This is a genomic window from Streptomyces sp. URMC 124, assembly GCF_051386455.1.
GTDB lineage: Bacteria > Actinomycetota > Actinomycetes > Streptomycetales > Streptomycetaceae > Streptomyces.
The window spans coordinates 1-17458 of sequence record NZ_JBPQTS010000157.1 but is presented as its reverse complement, the minus strand read 5'-3'; the positions used below and the strand labels follow the sequence as shown (position 1 = coordinate 17458).

15 protein-coding genes are annotated in these 17458 nt (G+C 72.5%); 11 read left to right on the top strand and 4 right to left on the bottom strand.

The genetic code is table 11. The annotated features are described in order from the left end of the window. Nucleotides 1-4 precede the first annotated feature (4 nt). Nucleotides 5-1150: an NAD(P)/FAD-dependent oxidoreductase gene (locus ACSNOG_RS26550; RefSeq protein WP_436755225.1), complete on the bottom strand. Its 1146-nt coding sequence runs from the start codon at nucleotides 1148-1150 to the stop codon at nucleotides 5-7. A gap of 75 nt (nucleotides 1151-1225) precedes the next feature. Beyond that, a complete protein-coding gene (locus ACSNOG_RS26545; protein WP_436755224.1) occupies nucleotides 1226-2593 on the bottom strand; it encodes an aminopeptidase P family protein in 1368 nt (455 codons plus the stop codon). A 127-nt stretch (nucleotides 2594-2720) separates the two neighbouring features. Here ACSNOG_RS26545 and ACSNOG_RS26540 point away from each other — a divergent pair, with 127 nt between their 5' ends. From ACSNOG_RS26540 to ACSNOG_RS26505, 8 genes are all read left to right on the top strand, one after another. After that, nucleotides 2721-4469: an ABC transporter substrate-binding protein gene (locus ACSNOG_RS26540; protein ID WP_436755223.1), complete on the top strand. Its 1749-nt coding sequence runs from the start codon at nucleotides 2721-2723 to the stop codon at nucleotides 4467-4469. 13 nt (nucleotides 4470-4482) lie between these two features. Beyond that, entirely contained in the window at nucleotides 4483-5442 is a 960-nt protein-coding gene (locus ACSNOG_RS26535; RefSeq protein WP_436755222.1) for an ABC transporter permease, read from the top strand. Then, entirely contained in the window at nucleotides 5439-6425 is a 987-nt protein-coding gene (locus tag ACSNOG_RS26530; RefSeq protein WP_436755221.1) for an ABC transporter permease, read from the top strand. The genes ACSNOG_RS26535 and ACSNOG_RS26530 overlap by 4 nt, the downstream gene beginning before the upstream one ends. A 23-nt stretch (nucleotides 6426-6448) precedes the next feature. After that, complete coding sequence (locus ACSNOG_RS26525) at nucleotides 6449-7492, top strand: ABC transporter ATP-binding protein (protein WP_436755227.1); 1044 nt, start codon at nucleotides 6449-6451, stop codon at nucleotides 7490-7492. Further along, on the top strand, nucleotides 7489-8514 hold the full coding sequence (locus tag ACSNOG_RS26520; RefSeq protein ID WP_436755220.1) for an ABC transporter ATP-binding protein: 1026 nt from the start codon (nucleotides 7489-7491) through the stop codon (nucleotides 8512-8514). The genes ACSNOG_RS26525 and ACSNOG_RS26520 overlap by 4 nt, the downstream gene beginning before the upstream one ends. A gap of 142 nt (nucleotides 8515-8656) precedes the next feature. Continuing rightward, nucleotides 8657-10849, top strand: coding sequence for a collagenase (locus ACSNOG_RS26515; protein WP_436755219.1), 2193 nt, complete (start codon nucleotides 8657-8659; stop codon nucleotides 10847-10849). Between the two features lie 352 nt (nucleotides 10850-11201). After that, nucleotides 11202-11819: a hypothetical protein gene (locus ACSNOG_RS26510; protein WP_436755218.1), complete on the top strand. Its 618-nt coding sequence runs from the start codon at nucleotides 11202-11204 to the stop codon at nucleotides 11817-11819. 76 nt (nucleotides 11820-11895) lie between these two features. Next, nucleotides 11896-12978, top strand: coding sequence for a polyprenyl synthetase family protein (locus tag ACSNOG_RS26505; protein WP_436755217.1), 1083 nt, complete (start codon nucleotides 11896-11898; stop codon nucleotides 12976-12978). A gap of 58 nt (nucleotides 12979-13036) precedes the next feature. On the opposite strand, the gene ACSNOG_RS26500 is transcribed toward ACSNOG_RS26505, so the two are convergent. Beyond that, nucleotides 13037-13390 (bottom strand): zinc ribbon domain-containing protein YjdM, encoded by a 354-nt coding sequence (locus ACSNOG_RS26500; protein ID WP_436755216.1) that lies wholly within the window; start codon nucleotides 13388-13390, stop codon nucleotides 13037-13039. A 79-nt stretch (nucleotides 13391-13469) separates the two neighbouring features. Between ACSNOG_RS26500 and ACSNOG_RS26495 the strand changes: the two genes are divergently transcribed. The 3 genes from ACSNOG_RS26495 to ACSNOG_RS26485 all read left to right on the top strand — a co-directional run bounded on the left by ACSNOG_RS26495 (nucleotide 13470) and on the right by ACSNOG_RS26485 (nucleotide 16342). Continuing rightward, nucleotides 13470-14669, top strand: coding sequence for a UDP-N-acetylglucosamine--N-acetylmuramyl-(pentapeptide) pyrophosphoryl-undecaprenol N-acetylglucosamine transferase (locus ACSNOG_RS26495; RefSeq protein WP_436755215.1), 1200 nt, complete (start codon nucleotides 13470-13472; stop codon nucleotides 14667-14669). Further along, nucleotides 14666-15679: an SDR family NAD(P)-dependent oxidoreductase gene (locus ACSNOG_RS26490; protein WP_436755214.1), complete on the top strand. Its 1014-nt coding sequence runs from the start codon at nucleotides 14666-14668 to the stop codon at nucleotides 15677-15679. Before ACSNOG_RS26495 ends, ACSNOG_RS26490 begins: the two co-directional genes overlap by 4 nt. A 192-nt stretch (nucleotides 15680-15871) precedes the next feature. Next, the gene (locus tag ACSNOG_RS26485) at nucleotides 15872-16342 is read left to right on the top strand and encodes a universal stress protein (protein ID WP_436755213.1); all 471 of its coding nucleotides are present in this window, start codon (nucleotides 15872-15874) and stop codon (nucleotides 16340-16342) included. 8 nt (nucleotides 16343-16350) lie between these two features. Here ACSNOG_RS26485 and ACSNOG_RS26480 read toward each other — a convergent pair whose 3' ends face one another. Beyond that, on the bottom strand, nucleotides 16351-17385 hold the full coding sequence (locus ACSNOG_RS26480; RefSeq protein ID WP_436755226.1) for a lytic polysaccharide monooxygenase: 1035 nt from the start codon (nucleotides 17383-17385) through the stop codon (nucleotides 16351-16353). Nucleotides 17386-17458: the final 73 nt, after the last annotated feature.

Genomic DNA, 17458 nt, shown 5'->3' with positions numbered 1-17458 from the left:
GGGTTCAGGCGGCCGGGGCGAACCGGCCGGGGTGGAAGGGGCCGAGGTCGAGCGGGGGTTCGCCGCCCGTCAGCTGCCGGGCGACGGCCAGGCCGGTGGCGGGGGCGAGCCCGATGCCCGCGCCTTCGTGGCCGCAGGCGTGCAGCAGCCCGGGGACGCGGGGGTCGGGGCCGATGGCGGGCAGGTGGTCGGGCAGGTACGGGCGGAATCCGGCGTACGTGCGCAGGGCCCGCACCCCGGCCAGCACCGGGAACAGGGCGGTGGCCTGGGCGGCGAGGCGCCGGAGCACCTCCACCGACAAGCTGCGGTCGAAGCCGACCCGTTCGCGGCTGGCGCCGATGAGGACCGGGCCCGCCGGGGTGCCCTCGACCACCGCGGAGGTCTGCAGCGCCGCCGAGCCGCTGGCCACGTCGGCGACGTAGTCGGCGGCGTAGACCTTGTGCCGCACCACGCGCGGCAGCGGTTCGGTGACGAGCACGAAGCCCCTGCGGGGCAGGACGGGCAGGTGCGCGCCGGCGAGCCGGGCCACCTCGCCGCCCCAGGTGCCGGCGGCGTTGACGACGAAGGGGGCGCGCAGCTCCGTCACCGCCGTCCGCACCCCCCGCACCCGGCCGTCCGCGCCGGTGAGGACGGCGGTGACCTCCTCTCCGGTACGGACCCGGGCGCCGGAGGCGCGCAGCAGGTGGGCGGCGGCGAGGGCGGGCTGGACCTGGGCGTCCTGCGGATAGAGGAAGCCGCCGCCCAGGCCGGGCGCCAGGTGCGGCTCCGCCTCGTGCAACCGCTCCGCGGGGATCTCCTCGGCCGTGACGCCCGCTCCGGCCTGGGCGGCGGCGAACTTCCGCAGCGCGGCCATGCCGGAGTCGTCCGAGGCGACGACGAGGCCGCCCTTGGCCTCGTACTCGATCCGTGCCGGGAGGTCCTGCGCCAGCTCGCGCCACAAGCGCGTGGAGAGCCGGGCCAGTTCGAGCTCCGGTCCGGGCTCCTTGTCGGAGACCAGGAGGTTTCCCTCGCCGGCGCCCGTGGTCCCGCCGGCGACGGGGCCGCGGTCGACCACGGTGACGGAGAGGCCGCTGCGGGCGGCGTAGTAGGCACAGGCGGCGCCGACCACACCCGCTCCGACGACGATGACGTCCGAAGAGGAGTTGCTCATGAGCACGTCAGTAATATTTCACATTGCACTGCGTGCTGCCAAGAGCCGGTCCATACCTTGTGGTTGACGCCCGCCCTACCCCTCCAGCAGTTCACCCATCCACGCCTCGACGGCGTCGGGCGTGCGCGGCAGCGCGTGCGACATCAGCCGGGCGCCGTCGGCGGTGATGACCAGGTCGTCCTCGATCCGCACGCCGATGCCGCGCAGTTCGGCCGGCAGCGTCTCGTCGTCGGGCTGGAGGTAGAGCCCGGGCTCGACGGTGAGGACCTGCCCCTCCTCCAGGACGCCGTCGAGGTAGGCGTCCGCCCGGGCCTGGGCACAGTCGTGGACGTCCAGGCCGAGCATGTGGCCGCTGCTGCACAGGGTGTACCGGCGGTGGAAGTCGCCTTCGGCGCTCTTGAGCACGCCCCACTCGGCGAGCCCCTCGGCGATGACCCGCATGCCGGCCCGGTGGAAGTCGCGGAAGCTCGCCCCCGGCTTGAGGGCGGCCATGCCCGCGTCCTGGGCGGCGAGGACGAGTTCGTAGACCAGCCGCTGGACGGGTGAGAAGCGTCCGGTCAGCGGCAGGGTGCGGGTGATGTCGGCGGTGTAGAGCGTGTCGGTCTCGACGCCGGCGTCCAGCAGGAGGAGTTCGCGCGGGTCGAGCCGGCCGTCGTTGCGTATCCAGTGCAGGACGCAGGCGTGCGCGCCGGAGGCCGCGATGGTCTCGTAGCCGGTGCCGTTGCCCTCCGCGCGGGCGCGCAGGCCGAAGACGCCCTCGATCCACCGCTCGCCGCGCGGGTGGGCGAGGGCGCGCGGCAGCGCCCGCACGACGTCCTCGAACCCGGCGGCGGTGTGGTCCACCGCCAGCTGCAGCTGCTCGATCTCCCAGGCGTCCTTGACGAGGCGGAGTTCGCTCAGGGCGGCGGCGAGTTCGGTGTCGCCGGAGGCGTCGCGGCCCGGCGGCAGCCGGTCGTGGTCCTCGCGGTGCACGCAGCGGATGCCGGTCATGCGCTCGGCCTCGGCGAGGTCGGGGCGGCGGCCGACCCAGAACTCGCCGTAGCGGCGGTCCCGGTAGAATTCCTCACCGGTACGCGGCGAGCGCGGCCGGACGTACAGCACCGCCTCGTGCCCGTGCGGGCCGTCGGGCTCCAGGACCAGCACGTGCCCGGCCTGTTCCTCGCCGGTCAGCCCGGTCAGCCAGGCGTAGGCGCTGTGCGGCCGGAAGCGGTAGTCGCAGTCGTTGGAGCGGACCACGAACTCGCCCGCGGGCACGATCAGCCGCTCGCCGGGGAAGCGGGCCGACAGCTTCGCGCGGCGCGCCGCGGCGAGATCCGCCACGGGCAGCCGGACGCCGGCGGCCGGCGTAGCCGCCCAGCCGTTCGCCATGAACGCCTCGAACTCGACCGAAACCGGCAGGTCGTGACTGACCGTACGGATCGCGGCAACTGCGGGTTCCTGCACGGGACTCCTCCTCGGACACAGGTGGGTAACGGAGCGACTGACGCCTTGTCAGTGCAATTTCACATTACTATGTTACGGGTCACATTTCAGCCGTCGGGCTGTTCGACTGTTCACGGAGTGACCACTGATGAACAAGCGCACGTGCACTGCCCTGGCCGCCGCGCTGGCGGCCTCGCTCGCCCTGGGGACCGCCGGCTGCTCCGGCGCGAAGCGCTCGGCCGGCGGCCCGGACGGCGGCAAGAACCCGGCCGCCGCCCACGAAGGGAAGGCGGTCGGCGGCACCCCGCAGAAGGGGGGCACGCTGACGGTGCTGTCCAACCAGGACTTCACCCATCTCGACCCGGCCCGCAACTGGGTCATGAACGACATGGACTTCGGGACCCGGCTGCTCTACCGCACCCTGGTCACGTACAAGGCGGCGCCCGGGGCGCAGGGCGGCGGGCTGGTCCCCGACCTCGCCACCGACCTGGGCACGCCGTCCGCCGACGCGAAGACATGGACGTTCCATCTCAAGCCGGGCGTGAAGTACGAGGACGGCTCGCCCGTCACGGCGCAGGACGTCAAGTACAACGTCGAGCGGTCCTTCTCCCCCGACCTGCCCGGCGGCGCCGACTACGCCGCCCGCTACCTCGCCGGCGCCGAGGGCTACCAGGGCCCGGCCCAGGGCAAGCACCTCGACTCGGTCAGGACGCCGGACGACCGCACCATCGTCTTCGAACTGCGCAAACCCTTCGCCGAGTTCCCCAACGCCACCGTCATGCCCACCTTCGCGCCCGTGCCGCAGGCCAAGGACAGGGGACCGCAGTACGACAACCGGCCGTTCTCCTCCGGCCCGTACAAAGTGGACTCCTACGCGCGTGGCAAGAAGCTCGTCCTCGTCCGCAACGACCACTGGGACCCCGCGACGGACGAAGTCCGCAAGGCGTACCCGGACAAGCTGGTCGTCCTGATGGGCCTCAAGGCCAACCAGATCGACGACCGGCTGATAGCGAGCCAGGGCGCGGACGCCTCCGCCGTCTCCTGGGGCGCCCTGCGGCCGGAGAGCGCCGCAAAGGTCCTGCCCGACGCCGGGGTGCGGGAGCGGCTGCTCGCCGAATCCACCAACTGCACCGACATGGTGCAGATGCACACCGGCCGGGCCCCCTTCGACAACGCCAAGGTGCGGCAGGCGGTGCAGTACGCCCTCGACCGGGACGCCGTCCTCACCGCCTCCGGCGGCCCCGCCTTCAACGACCTGTCCACCGCGTACATGCCGGCGTCGCTCTTCGGCGGCAAGCAGCCCGACACCCTGAAGGTCCCCGCGACGGGCGACACGGACAAGGCGAAGCAGTTGCTGCAGGAAGCCGGCAAGCCCGGCGGCTTCTCCACGAAGATCACCGCGTCGGCCGGCGACAAGGGCCGGGCCGAGGCCATCCAGCAGTCCCTCGCCAAGGCCGGGATCAAGGTGACCATCGAGACCGTGGACCCGTCCGCGTTCTACGCCACCATCGGCGACACCAGGAACCGCACCGACATGGTCTACACCGGCTGGTGCCCCGACTACCCTTCCGGCTCCACCTTCCTGCCCTTCGTCTTCGACGGCCGCTTCATCAAGGAGAAGGGCAACTCCGGCAACCACTCCCTCTTCCGCGACGACGCGACGATGAAGCGGATGGACGGGATCTCCGCCATGACGGACGCCAAGGAGGCCGCCAAGGCCTGGCAGCAGCTGGACGGGCAGATCCTCGCCCAGGCGCCGGCCGTGCCGGTGCTCATCCGGCGGTGGCCGCTGGTCCTGGGCACCAACATCGCGGGGGCCTACGGGCACACCTCCTTCGGCGGCCAGCTCGACTACGCCACCGTCGGCCTCAAGGACCCCGCCAAGAGCCGGGACTGAGGGCCGTCACGCCATGACCACCGCCTCGTCCCCCGCCACGGCCACCGCTTCCTCCGCCCCGGCGGCCGTCCCCGCGGGCAGCGGCCCCTGGCAGCTCGCCCGCGCCGAACTGCGCCGCCGCACCGCCGTCAAGGTCTCCCTCGCCGTCGTCGCGCTGTTCCTGCTGATGGCGGCGGGCGCCCCGCTGCTGAGCTCGCTCGCCGGCTGGTCGCCCGAGGAGTTCGACAAGACCGCCGTCGACCCCTACCTCGGCGGCCGGCCCCTCGGCCCGCTCGGCGGCATCTCCGCCGACCACTGGCTCGGCGTCGAACCCGTCACCGGCCGCGACCTGTTCGCCCGGGTCGTGCACGGCGCCCAGGTGTCGCTGCTGATCGCCCTCACCGCCACCGCGATCGTCGTGCTCGCCGGGACGGCGGCCGGCATCACGGCGGGCTACTTCGGCGGCCGCACCGACGCCGTGCTCTCCCGCCTCATGGACCTCACGATGTCCTTCCCCTCCCTCATCTTCATGATCGCGATGATGTCGGTGGCCAAGGACGTCAACCGCATCCTGCTGATGACCGCCGTCATCGGCCTGTTCGGCTGGCCCGGCATCGCCCGCGTCGTACGCGGCCAGACCCTCTCACTCAAACACCGCGAGTACGTCGACGCCGCCCGCGTCGGCGGCGCCGGCCCCCGGCGCATCCTCACGCGCGACATCCTCCCGGGCGTCGCCGGGCCCGTCATCGCCTACACCACCCTCATCGTCCCCGGCATGATCGCCACCGAGGCGGCCCTGAGCTACCTGGGCGTCGGCGTCCGACCGCCCACCCCCTCCTGGGGCCAGATGATCGCCGAGAGCGTCGCCTTCTACGACACGGACCCCATGTACTTCGTCATCCCGAGCACCTGCCTGTTCCTGACCGTCCTCGCCTTCACCCTGCTCGGCGACGCGCTGCGCGACGTCCTCGACCCGAGGAGCGGCCGCACGTGATCCCCTACCTCGGTCGCCGCCTGCTCGCCGTCGCCGGCGTGCTCCTCGCCATCGCCGCCGTCACCTTCACCGTCTTCTACGTACTGCCCTCCGACCCCGCGGCCGCCGCCTGCGGCAAGTCCTGCAGCACCGACCGCCTGGAAGCGATCCGCGCCCACATGGGCCTGGACCGGCCGCTGTGGCGGCAGTTCGCGGACTTCGTCACCGGCATCTTCACCGGCCGCACCATGGGCAGCGGCCGCTACGAGCTGCACTGCTCCTTCCCCTGCCTCGGCTACTCCTACGAGAACTCCGAGGCCGTCTGGGACCTGCTGACCGACCGCCTCCCGGTCTCCGCCTCGCTCGCGCTGGGCGCGGCCGTGCTGTGGCTGGCCCTCGGCCTCGGCGCCGGCGTCACCGCGGCCCTGCGCAAGGACAGCCTCACCGACCGCGCCCTGATGGTCGGCGCCGTGGCCGCCGCCTCGCTGCCGGTCTACTTCACCTCGATGATGCTGATCTACGGCCTGATCCGCACGGCCGGGCTGCTGCCCTACCCGCAGTACGTGCCGCTCGGCGACGACCCCCTGCGCTGGGCGTCCAACCTGCTCCTGCCGTGGCTCGCGCTGGCCGTGCTGTACGCCGCCATGTACGCCCGCCAGAGCCGCAGTTCGATGATCGAGACGATGGCGGAGCCGTACATCCGCACCGCCCGCGCCAAGGGCCTGCCGCGCCGCACCGTCGTCGTCAAACACGGCCTGCGGGCGGGCATGACGCCGATCCTCACGCTCTTCGGCATGGACCTGGGCGGGCTCCTCGCGGGCGCCGTCATCACCGAGTCGATCTTCGGGCTCCCGGGGGTCGGACGGCTCTTCTACGGCGCGCTGTCCACCGGGGACCAGCCGGTCATCCTCGGCGTCACGCTGCTGGCGGCCGCCTTCATCGTCGTCGCCAACCTGGCCGTCGACCTGCTCTACGCCGTCGTCGACCCGCGAGTGAGGTACTGATGGCCCCGCCCCCGCCCTCGACCATGCCCCCGCCCCCGCCCGCCGCGCAGGAGCAGGAACGGCCCCTGCTGTCCGTCACCGACCTGACCGTCACCTTCCCCACCCGGCACGGGGACGTACGGGCCGTGGACTCCCTGAGCTTCGCGGTGCGCCGCGGGCAGACGCTCGGCATCGTCGGCGAGTCCGGCTCCGGCAAGTCCGTCACCTCCCTGGCCGTGATGGGACTGCACACCGGGGCCAGGGTCGGCGGCTCCATCGCGCTCGACGGCCGCGAGCTGACCGGCCTGCCCGAGCGCGAGCTGAACCGGCTGCGCGGCCGCCGCATGGCCATGATCTTCCAGGACCCGCTCTCCAGCCTCCACCCCTACTACACCGTCGGTGAGCAGATCGCCGAACACCACCGGGTCCACTTCGGTTCCCGCAGGGCCACAGCCCGCAGACGGGCCGTCGAGATGCTCGCGGAGGTCGGCATCCCCGAACCCGCGCGGCGGTCCGGCGAGTACCCGCACCAGTTCTCCGGGGGCATGCGCCAGCGCGTGATGATCGCCATGGCGCTCGCCTGCGAGCCCGACCTGCTCATCGCCGACGAGCCGACCACCGCCCTCGACGTCACCGTCCAGGCCCAGATCCTGGAGCTGATCGCCCGCCTGCAGGAGCAGCGCGGACTCGCCGTCGTCATGATCACCCACGACCTCGGGGTCGTCGCCCGCGTCGCCCGGGAAGTCCTCGTGATGTACGGCGGCCGCGCGGCCGAACAGGCCCCGGTCGACGCGCTGTTCGCCGAGCCCGGCCACCCCTACACCCGCGGTCTGCTCGACTCGCTGCCCCGCCTCGACGACGGCGACGACGCACCCCTGCGGGCCATCCCCGGCAGTCCGCCCTCCCTGCTCGGCCCGGCCCCCGGCTGCGCCTTCGCGCCGCGCTGCCCGCGCGCCGCCGCCGCGGCCCCGGCCGAGCGCGAGCGGTGCGGCGGCACCCGGCCGCTGCTGCGGCCCTCCAGGGGGCACCTGGTCTCCTGCCACCTGTCCCTGCACACCGCCGCCCCCGTGCCGGGAGGCACCCGATGACCGCCGGCACCCCAGCACCCCTGCTGTCCGTACGGAACGCGACCATGACCTTCCCCGGCAAGCGGGGCCGTGCGGCGCCCGTCCGCGCGGTCGACGGCGTCTCCTTCGACCTGGCGGCGGGCGAAACCCTGGGCCTGGTGGGCGAGTCCGGCTGCGGGAAGTCCACGACGGGCCGCATGATCGTACGGCTCCTGGAACCGACCACCGGAGCGATCGTCTTCGACGGCCGCGACATCGGCAGGCTCGGCCGGCGCGAGCTCAAGCCGCTGCGCAAGGACCTGCAGATGGTCTTCCAGGACCCGCACTCCTCCCTCAACCCGCGCCAGACCGTGGCCCGCATCATCGCCGATCCGCTGCTCGTCCAGGGCGTGCCGGCGGCCGAGGCGCGCAAGCGGGCCGCGGAGCTGATGGAGCTCGTCGGGCTCATCCCCGAGCACATCGACCGCTATCCGCACGAGTTCTCCGGCGGGCAGGCGCAGCGCATCGGCATCGCCCGCGCACTGGCCACCGGGCCCCGCCTGATCGTCGCCGACGAGCCGGTCTCGGCCCTGGACGTCTCCGTGCAGGCCCAGATCGTCAACCTGCTGGAGAACCTGCAGCGCGAACTGGGGCTCGCCTACCTCTTCATCGCCCACGACCTGTCGGTGGTCAAGCGGGTGTGCGCCCGGGTGGCCGTGATGTACCTGGGGCGGATCGTCGAAATTGGCGACAAGGAGCGCGTGTACGCGGCGCCGGCCCATCCGTACACCCAGGCCCTGCTCTCGGCGGTGCCGTTGCCGGACCCGGCCGCGGAGCGGGCGCGCGAGCGGATCACCTTGCTCGGGGACCCCCCGAGCCCGGCGGCTCCCCCGCCGGGCTGCACGTTCCACCCGCGCTGCCCGAAAGCGCAGGAGATCTGCCGGACGGAGGCGCCGCTGCTGCGGATCGCCGCGCCGGGCGAAGCGCGTGAGGTGGCCTGCCACTTCGCCGTCACGGACAGCGTCACGGAGGGCGTCACGGAGGGCGTCCCGCACAATCCGTAACGCCTGAGGGGTTGTCAGTACCATTTCACATTACTACGTTACGCATGACATGGCGCAGCAGCAGTCCCCCACGTGCCGCCTGTCAGACGGCAGTTGAATCACCCCTTGCGCCACTGCTTCCGCGCGCACGCTCTCGCTCCACGTGCGCGCCCCACCTCACACCTCCCACACAGGAGTCATCGGTGTCCCACTCCAGATCCCTGCGCAGATCCCTGCGCGCGTCCCCGGCCCGAGCACGGACAAGCCGAAGGAGGACGGCAAGGGCGCGTCGGCACAGGCCCCGCGCGCCACCGTCCGCGGCGCCGCCGTGCCGTGCACGCTCGACGGCATCACGCGGCTCTCCCCCGAGCAGTTCGCCGACTTCCTCGCCGACCAGGCCGTCACCGCCGACGGCTGCCTGCGCACCCTGATCTGGACCTGGGACCGGCGGCTGGTGCCCGTCATGTCGAAGCAGCACGTCCAGGCGGTCTCGCGCCGGGCCGAGAGCCTGGCCGCGGCACACGACGGGAAGAACGGCAGCCACCTGCTGGAGATGTTCACCTACCTCCACGCCGTGGCCTACCACGACTTCTCGCACGAAGAGATCGACCTCGGCGACGCACAGACCGTGGACACCATCCGCCGCGCGGTCTCCGCCTTCGGCACCGCCTCGCGCACCTTCGACGTGACCCGCACCAACGCCGAGACGCTGCGCGAGGCCCTCTACGCCGCCAGTTCCCCGGGGCTGCGCCGGCACCAGCTGCCGCTGGTCAAGCGCGTCCTGGCCACCATGGACGCCGCGCACACGGAGACCGCCAAGGACACGTCCTGGGCCGGTGCCGCGCTCGCCGCGCTGTCCCTGAACTACCTGGGCGTCTACCCCGGCAACCACGACACCGCCTTCCACGCCGCCGTCACGGCCGACTCCTCCTACCGCGCGGCCTTCAAGGCCTTCGCCGGCTACACCCACCTCAAGGGCACGTCCAACGCCTGGGTGGTGCGCGACGGCGTCGGGGAGTACGGGCGGATGGGCCAGATCGACGCGCTGAGGGGCCGGATCACCGCCGACCTCGGCGGGTTGCTGGCCACCACCAGCGGCAACTTCGGCGAGGGCAGCGCCCCGTGGGCCAAGGTCGTCACCTGGCTGATCGAGTTCGACGCCTGCAAGCAGTACGGGGTGTGCAAGGCCGACATCGAGCGCCGCATCTTCCCGTCCACCTACACGTACGACAACGGCGCCATCAAGGTGCGCACCGCCCTGCCCCGCGCGACCGTCGACAAGCTCTACTACGCGAGCAAGCAGGTCAAGGCGCAGTTCCACCGGGTGCTGGGCACCGATCAGCCGCTGGCGGGCGACACCAACACCACGCTCAACATCGTGCTGTACGCCTCCCGCGCCGACTACGAGGTCTACCACCCGCTGCTGACCGGCATGGGCACCAGCAACGGCGGCATCTACATCGAGAACGGCGCCACCTTCTACACGTACGAGCGGCGCGTGCCCCAGGACTCCACGCTCACGCTGGAGGAGCTCTTCCGGCACGAGTACACGCACTACCTCAACGGCCGCTGGGCCGTCCCCGGCCTCTTCGGCGAAGGCCCGTGGTACCAGGGCGACCGCACGACCGCGATGGACGAGGGCACGGCCGAGTTCTTCGACGGCGCCACGCGCGGGGAGGGCATCAAGGTCCGCAAGTCCCTGGTCCAGAGCATCATCAACGACACGGCGGGCGGCACCAAGCCGCGCATGAGCGTCTACGAGCTGCTGCACGCGGAGTACGACCGGGACGGCTTCCGCTTCTACTCCTACGCCGGCACGTTCTTCGAGTTCCTGTGGAGCGAACGCCCCGCACTGCTCAGGGAGATGTACGACCGGCTCCGTGCGAACGACGTCGCGGGCTTCGACGCCTGGCGCGACCGGCTCGGCCGGGACACGGGCCTGCAGCGCGCGTACGACACCTTCCTCGACCAGCAGATCGCCAAGGTCAAGGACCTGTACGTGCCGGACACCTCGTTCACGCCCGTCGGCGGGCTGGACGCCGGCCACCCCGCCACCGTCCGCGCCTCTTTCAAGGCCACGACCGGCATCGCGCCCGAATGCCGCACCAACGAGGCCCCGGAGCGCCCGCGCTTCACCTGCACCGGCCGCATCACCGCGAACTTGAGCAGCCCGGGCAGTCCCGACCTCGTCTTCAAGGACATGTCCGGGACGGTCGACTACTTCATCCTCGACCGCACGAAGAAGGGCACCAACAACTTCGCCGACATGAACTGCTCCTTCGGCAAGGTCGACCTCTGGCCGGACCGCCCGGCCGGGACGGCGGACTTCACCTGCGAAGGACCGCTGCGGGGTTGATTCCGGCCGATTCCGGTGGATTCCGGCTGATTCCCTGAGGGCTTCGGGCCCGCCCGCGCGGGCGGGCCCGAAGCCCTCAGGCGAATAGCGACCGGTCCGCCGTGACCTGCGAGGTTTGCGATTTCCCCGGGATAGTGTTCAGGTTTATCGGTGCCGATGGCCCGGGATTGGGTTCCGCCATCGAGAAAAGATCAGAAAAGAAGGTCTCATTCCGGCAACGAGCCGGTCACATCCGAGGCCATGGAGAGCGATCGGAAAAATCCCCGATTGCCGACCGCACGGCCGGCCACCGACAAGCCCTGTCGCAGTAGGGGCCCCGATCCACGGTGCCGGCACGTGTTTGGAGAATTGCGTGTCTGCTCTTCCGTCCGAGACGCCCCTGTCCGTCGTCCGCCCGCCTGAACCGACCCGCAACCGCACCCCCGGCGCCCGCCACGCGCGGCCGCTGAGCCTGTACGACTCCTGGTGGACGGTGGCCGGCGCCGCACTGGTGCTGTGCGCGGCCTGGGCCGTCTGCGTGTGGGTCTCCTTCCACCTGACGGCCGACGCCACGCTCCACACCGCCGCGCTCTTCGTCCACCTCGCGAGCCTGGTCCTGGGCTTCGGCGCCGTGCTGGTCGCCGACTACTACGGCCTGCTGTGGATCACCGGCCGCTGCGGCCTGCAGGAGGCCCTCGGCAGCGCGGGACGGCTGCACCTGCCCATCTGGGCCGGCCTCGCCGGCCTCGTCCTCAGCGGCATGCTCCTCCACCCCAGCCCGTCCTCCACGCCCACCGCCGTCAAGCTGGTGCTGGTGCTCCTCCTCAGCCTCAACGGCCTGCAGGCGGGCCTCCTCAACAAGCGCATGGCCCGGCACGCTTCCGCACCGCCCGCGCCGCGCCTCCTCGCCTGGGGCGGGGCCACCGCCCTGGTCTCCCAGATCTGCTGGTGGGGAGCCGTCGTCATCGGCTTCCTCAACAGTCAGGGCTAGAGCCCGCGGCGAGTGTCACCAGCAAGCCGGTACGGGCGCCCTCCGCGAGCGCCTGACCTGCTGAAATAGTGGCCCCATGGACAACAGGACCGCGGCCGCCGCCCAGCAGCGGGTCGCCGGCTGCCGACGCCGGTTCGACGCCCGCTTCGAGGCGTACTTCGACTCCCTCGCCGAGAGCCTCGACACGCCGCCGCTCAGCCGCTTCGCCCCCCGCTGCCTGGAGCTCCTGCGGGACCTCTCCCTGCGCGGAGGCAAGCGCCTGCGGGTCGCCCTGCTGTACGAGGCGGCCCGGCTGGTGACCGACGAGCAGGTACCCGGCCTGGAGGAAGCCGCGCTCAGCATCGAGCTGCTCCAGACGCACGGCCTGGTCCACGACGACATCATCGACGACTCGCCCGTGCGCCGCGGCGGCCCGTCCACGTACTACGCCTACCGCCGGGAGTTCCCCGGGAGCGACAGCACCGCGCTGGGGCTCGCCGTGCTCGCGGGAGACCTCGCGTCCTTCCTGTCCCTGCAGGTCCTGCTGCAGGCGGACGCCCCCGCCGCGGTCAAGCAGGCCATGCTCGAAGTGCAGCTGCGCACGGGCGCGGAGACGGTCACCGGCCAGATCGCCGATCTGGAACGCGACTTCGAGCCGCTGCCGTCGGAGGAGCTGCTGCACACCGTCTGCGAGTACAAGACCACCCGGTACTCGATCCTCGCGCCGCTGCAGCTGGGCCTGCTGGCCGCCGGCGAGGACCTGGCCGCACACGACGAGCGGCTGCGCCGCTACGCGACACCGGCCGGCATCAGCGGGCAGATGCGCGACGACTACCTCGACCTCTTCGGCGACGAGAGCACCATCGGGAAGTCCCCGGGCTCCGACATCCGCTCCGGCCGCCGCAGCTACGCCGTCCGCGCCGTCCTGGCCGCCTCCACCACCGCGGAACGCCGCCTGCTGGAGTCCGCCCTCGGCGACCCCGGCTGCCCGGCGGAGACGATCGACCGCATCCGCCGGATCGCGCGCGAGCACGGCGTGGACGCCACGCTGCGCGCCGGCATGCGCCGCTATGCCGAGGCGGCGGCCGGGGAGGCGTCCCAGTGGCGTGCGCACTGGCGCGAGGAGGCGGTGACCTTCTTCGAAGGGCTGCCGCTGTGGAACGTCCGGCGCGCGCAGTGAGGGACGCCGCCGCCGGCTTGCCGGCGGCGGCGTCGGCCGGTCAGGCCGGTCAGGCCGGTCAGGCCTTGCGGACCACGCCGGACTTGAGCTGCATGGCGCCGAAGCCCTCGATCTTGCAGTCGATGTCGTGGCCGTCCACGCCGTCGACAAGACGGATGTTGCGCACCTTGGTGCCCGCCTTGATCCCCGTCGCGCTGCCCTTGACCTTGAGGCTCTTGACCACGGTGACCGTGTCGCCGTCGGCGAGCACGTTGCCCACCGAATCCCGGATCACCTTGTCCTGGTCACCGCCCGCGGGCTCCGCGGCCGCGGGCGACCACTCGTGCCCGCATTCGGGGCAGACCAGGAGCGCGCCCATCTCGTAGGTGTAGGCGCTGGAGCATTCGGGGCAGGGCGGCAGGTTCTCGTTCACCGGAAGAGTGTATTTCAGGCCGGAAGCACGCCGGACGTTTTCTTAGTGGGCTCTTAAAGCGCTCCGCCAGGCTGCGGTCATGGCTACAGCAGACGACAACCTTTCGGTGGTCATCGGCGCAGGCGGTACCGGGGGTCATATCTACCCTGGGCTGGCTGTCGCCGATGCGCTCCGCAGAGCGGTGCCGCACGCCGTCATCACTTTCATCGGTACGGAACGCGGTCTGGAGACCCGCCTGATACCGGATGCGGGGTACCGGCTCCACACCGTGGACATGATTCCCTTCGATTCCTCGCTCGGCGCCCGCCGGTATCTGCTCCCGGCCGATCTCTTGCGCTCGGGAAAACAGGCGCAGCGCGTGATCGAGGAGCAGGGTGCGCACGTCGTCGTGGGCATGGGCGGCTATCCCAGCGCGCCCGCGGTGCTGGGGGCGCGGATGGCGCGCCGGCCGGTGCTGGTGCACGAGTCGAACGCGGTGCCGGGCAGGGCGAATCGCTTCGCCTCCGCGCTCACCCCGCACGTGGCGCTCGCCTTCGACCGCACCCGCGAGCACCTGCCGTCGCGTACGGCCCTGCGCGCCGAGACGGTCGGCATGCCGCTGGTCAGCGATGTCGCGGGGCTGGACCGGGGCGGGCGGGAGGCGCTGCGCGGGCAGGCCCGGCGCTGGTTCGGGGTACCGGACGACGGCACGCGGCTGGTGCTGTTCAACGGCGGGAGCCTGGGCGCGGCGCGGCTGACGGAGGCCGCGCTCCAGCTGGCCTCGCGGTGGCGCGGGCGCCCGGACGTCCACCTGGTGATCAAGACCGGGCCGGGCGCGCTGGCGGAGGTGCGGGCCCGCCTGGCCGCCGCGGGCGGCGACCACGTCGCCACCGCGGTGGGCTACCTCGACCGGATGGACCTCGCCTACGCGGCCGCCGACGTGATGGTGTGCCGCGCGGGTTCGGCGACCGTGGCGGAGCTGTCGAGCGTGGGCGTGCCGGCGGTGCTCGTCCCGTACCCGCACGCCCCGCACGACCACCAGACCCACAACGCCCGGGTGCTCTCGGACGCCGGCGCGGGACTGCTGCTCCCCGACGGAGAGGCCACCGGCGAGCGGCTCGCCGGCCTGATCGAGCCGCTGCTCGCCGACCCGGCCCGGCTCGCCGCGATGGGTGCTGCCGCGCACCCGGGCACGCACGCGCTCGCGGCCGACCTCATGGCGGCGTGGGCGCTGCGCCTGGCGGGCCGCGCCCCCGCAAACCCCTTTTCGTTCCAGGAAGTCGAGAGGAACCACGCATGACCACCGATCTGAACGACACCGGAGACTGGGCCGGCCGCAGGGTGCTGGTCACCGGCGCCGAGGGTTTCATCGGGTCGACGCTCGTCGACCTGCTCGTGGCGCGCGGTGCGCGCGTGCGGGTGCTCGTGCACTACAAGCCGTACGCCGAGCGCGGGCACCTCGCCCGCTACCTCGGGCCCGGCTCGCCGGTGGAGACGCTCGCCGGGGACGTCCGCGACGCCGGGCGCGTGATGGACGCGGTGGCGGGGTGCGACACGGTCTTCCACCTGGCGGCGCTGATCGGCATCCCGTACAGCTACGCGTCGCCCGAGGCGTACGTGCAGACCAACGTGGCGGGCACGGAGAACGTGGCCGCGGCCTGCCGCCGCCACGGCGTGCGGCGCATGGTGCACACGTCGACCAGCGAGGTCTACGGCACGGCGCTGACCGCGCCGATCAGCGAGGCCCACCCGCTGCAGCCGCAGTCGCCCTACTCCGCCTCGAAGATCGGCGCGGACATGCTGGCCCTGTCCTACGCGCACTCCTTCGAGCTGCCGGTGACGGTCGTGCGGCCCTTCAACACCTACGGGCCGCGGCAGTCGGCGCGGGCGGTGATCCCGACGATCCTGGCGCAGCTGCACTCCGGGGCCGGCGAGATCCGGCTCGGGTCCACGTCGCCGACGCGCGACTTCACCTACGTGACCGACACCGCCGAGGGCTTCCTGGCCCTCGCGGACTGCGACCGGGCCGTGGGGCACGCGGTCAACCTCGGCACCGGCCGGGAGATCTCCATCGGCGACCTCGCCGAGTCGCTGGTCCGGGCCTCGGGGCGGGATGCGAAGGTGGTGGTGGATCCGTCGCGGCTGCGGCCCTCCGGCAGCGAGGTGGAGCGCCTGCTGTCGGACAACACCCGGGCCCGGGAGTGGGCCGGGTGGCAGCCCCGGGTGGGGCTGGAGGAGGGCCTGGCCCGCACCTCGGACTGGGTCCGGGACCATCTGCACCTCTTCGCGCCGGACCGCTACCAGGTCTGATTGATCAATGACCCTTGCGTCACCGTCCGTGACGAGAACCCGGCAATACCCCCTCCACCCGGAGGGGGTATTGCCCATTTTTGCCACCCATTAGGACGATACGTATCCCCGTGGGCGCTTCCTAGCCTGGATCACGTTGCCGCACAGCGGACGGACGATTACGGACGGACGATTCCCGAGGAGGCGGACGGTATGTCGCGAACAGTGGAGCGCGTCGTCGTGGGCGTGGACGGCTCGGCGGGCAGCGTGGCCGCGCTCAGGCAGGGCGCGCAGGAGGCGGCCCGCCACGGCGCGGCCCTGTGCCCCGTGCTGGCCTGGTCGCCGCCGGGCGGAGAGGCGGCGGACGCCCTGCAGCCCGCGCCGGCCGACGTCCGCGCCTACTGGGAGGCCCAGGCCCGCAGGGCCCTGACGAAGACGTGCGAGAAGGCCCTCGGCGCCGCGCCCTTCCGCCTGAGGGTGGCCCCGCGGACCGTCCGCGCGGAGCCGGGGCCGGCCCTGGTGGCCAGCGCCCGGCACGACACGGACCTGCTGGTGCTGGGAGCGGGCAGCCACGGGCTGTGGCACCGGTTCCTCCACGGCTCGGTCAGCCGCCACTGCCTGCGGCACGCCCGCGGGCCCGTCATGGTCGTCCACCCCGACGAGGCGGACGTGAAGGACGCCTGACCCCGGCCTCAGGCGTGGTGACGGGCCGAGCGCCGCCGGACCGCCAGGAACAGAGCGGCGGAGCCGACCGCCAGGACGCCGGCGCCCGCGACGGCCACCATGGCCGTACGGTCGTCGCCGCCGGTCTCGGCGAGGCGCCCGCCCTGGGCGGCCGGGGCGTTGGCGGTCTTCACCGCGGGCTCGTTTCCGGCACCGGGGCCGTGCCCGCCGTGGCCGTCACCGCCGTGCTCACCGGGTCCGTCGCCGCCGTGTCCGCCGTGGTCGACGGTCGACTTCCCGGCCTCCTCGGCTATCTGCCGGTCGCTGGGAGCGGACGCGACCGGGGCCGGAGCCAGTGCCGTGGTCGCCTGCCCCTTCTCCGTCCCGCTCTCCTGCGCGCTTGCGTTCCCGCTTCCCTCGGCACTCGCCTTACCGCCGAAATCCACGTCCGAGCAGGTGTAGAACGCCTCGGGGCTGTCGGAGCGCTGCCAGACGCTGTACACGAGGTGGCGGCCGGACCGCTTCGGGACGGTGCCGTCGAAGACGTAGCTCCCGTCCTTCAGCGTGGGGTTGGTGACCTTGGCGAAGGGCTTGGCCTCCAGGTCGGACCACTTCAGCGGCTTCCTGGGGTCGTAGCCGGACTTCGTGAGGTACAGCTCGAACGTGCCGCGGTGCGGGGCGGTCGCGCGGTAGCGGAAGGTGTGCTTGCCCGGGGCGAGTTTGCTCGACGGCCAGTCGGCGCGCGGCAGGTCCAGCCCCTTGTACTTGGCCCGGCCGGCGCTGCACAGCTTGCCATCCGGGATGAGCTGACGGTGCCGCCCGGCGGCGTCGCCGATGTTGACCTCGTTCCAGTCGTAGAGGGGCTGGGTGCCGCCCGCCGCGACCATCGCCTTGCAGGCGGCCGACCGCGGGTGTTCCGGTCCCTCCGCGAAGCAGGCGGACACCCGGCTGACCGGGTCCGTCATGGAGCCGTGCGCCTGGGCCGGGACGGCGGTCAGCGCGGTGAGCGCGAGAGGGGCGGCGCCGAGCAGGGTCATCCGTACGGCCTGGTGACGCGTGCGCATGAGGGTCTCCTTGGGGGTGAGGGGGTGGCCCCGCACGCCGGCCGCGAGGTGGGGGGTGCCGGACGTGCGGGGC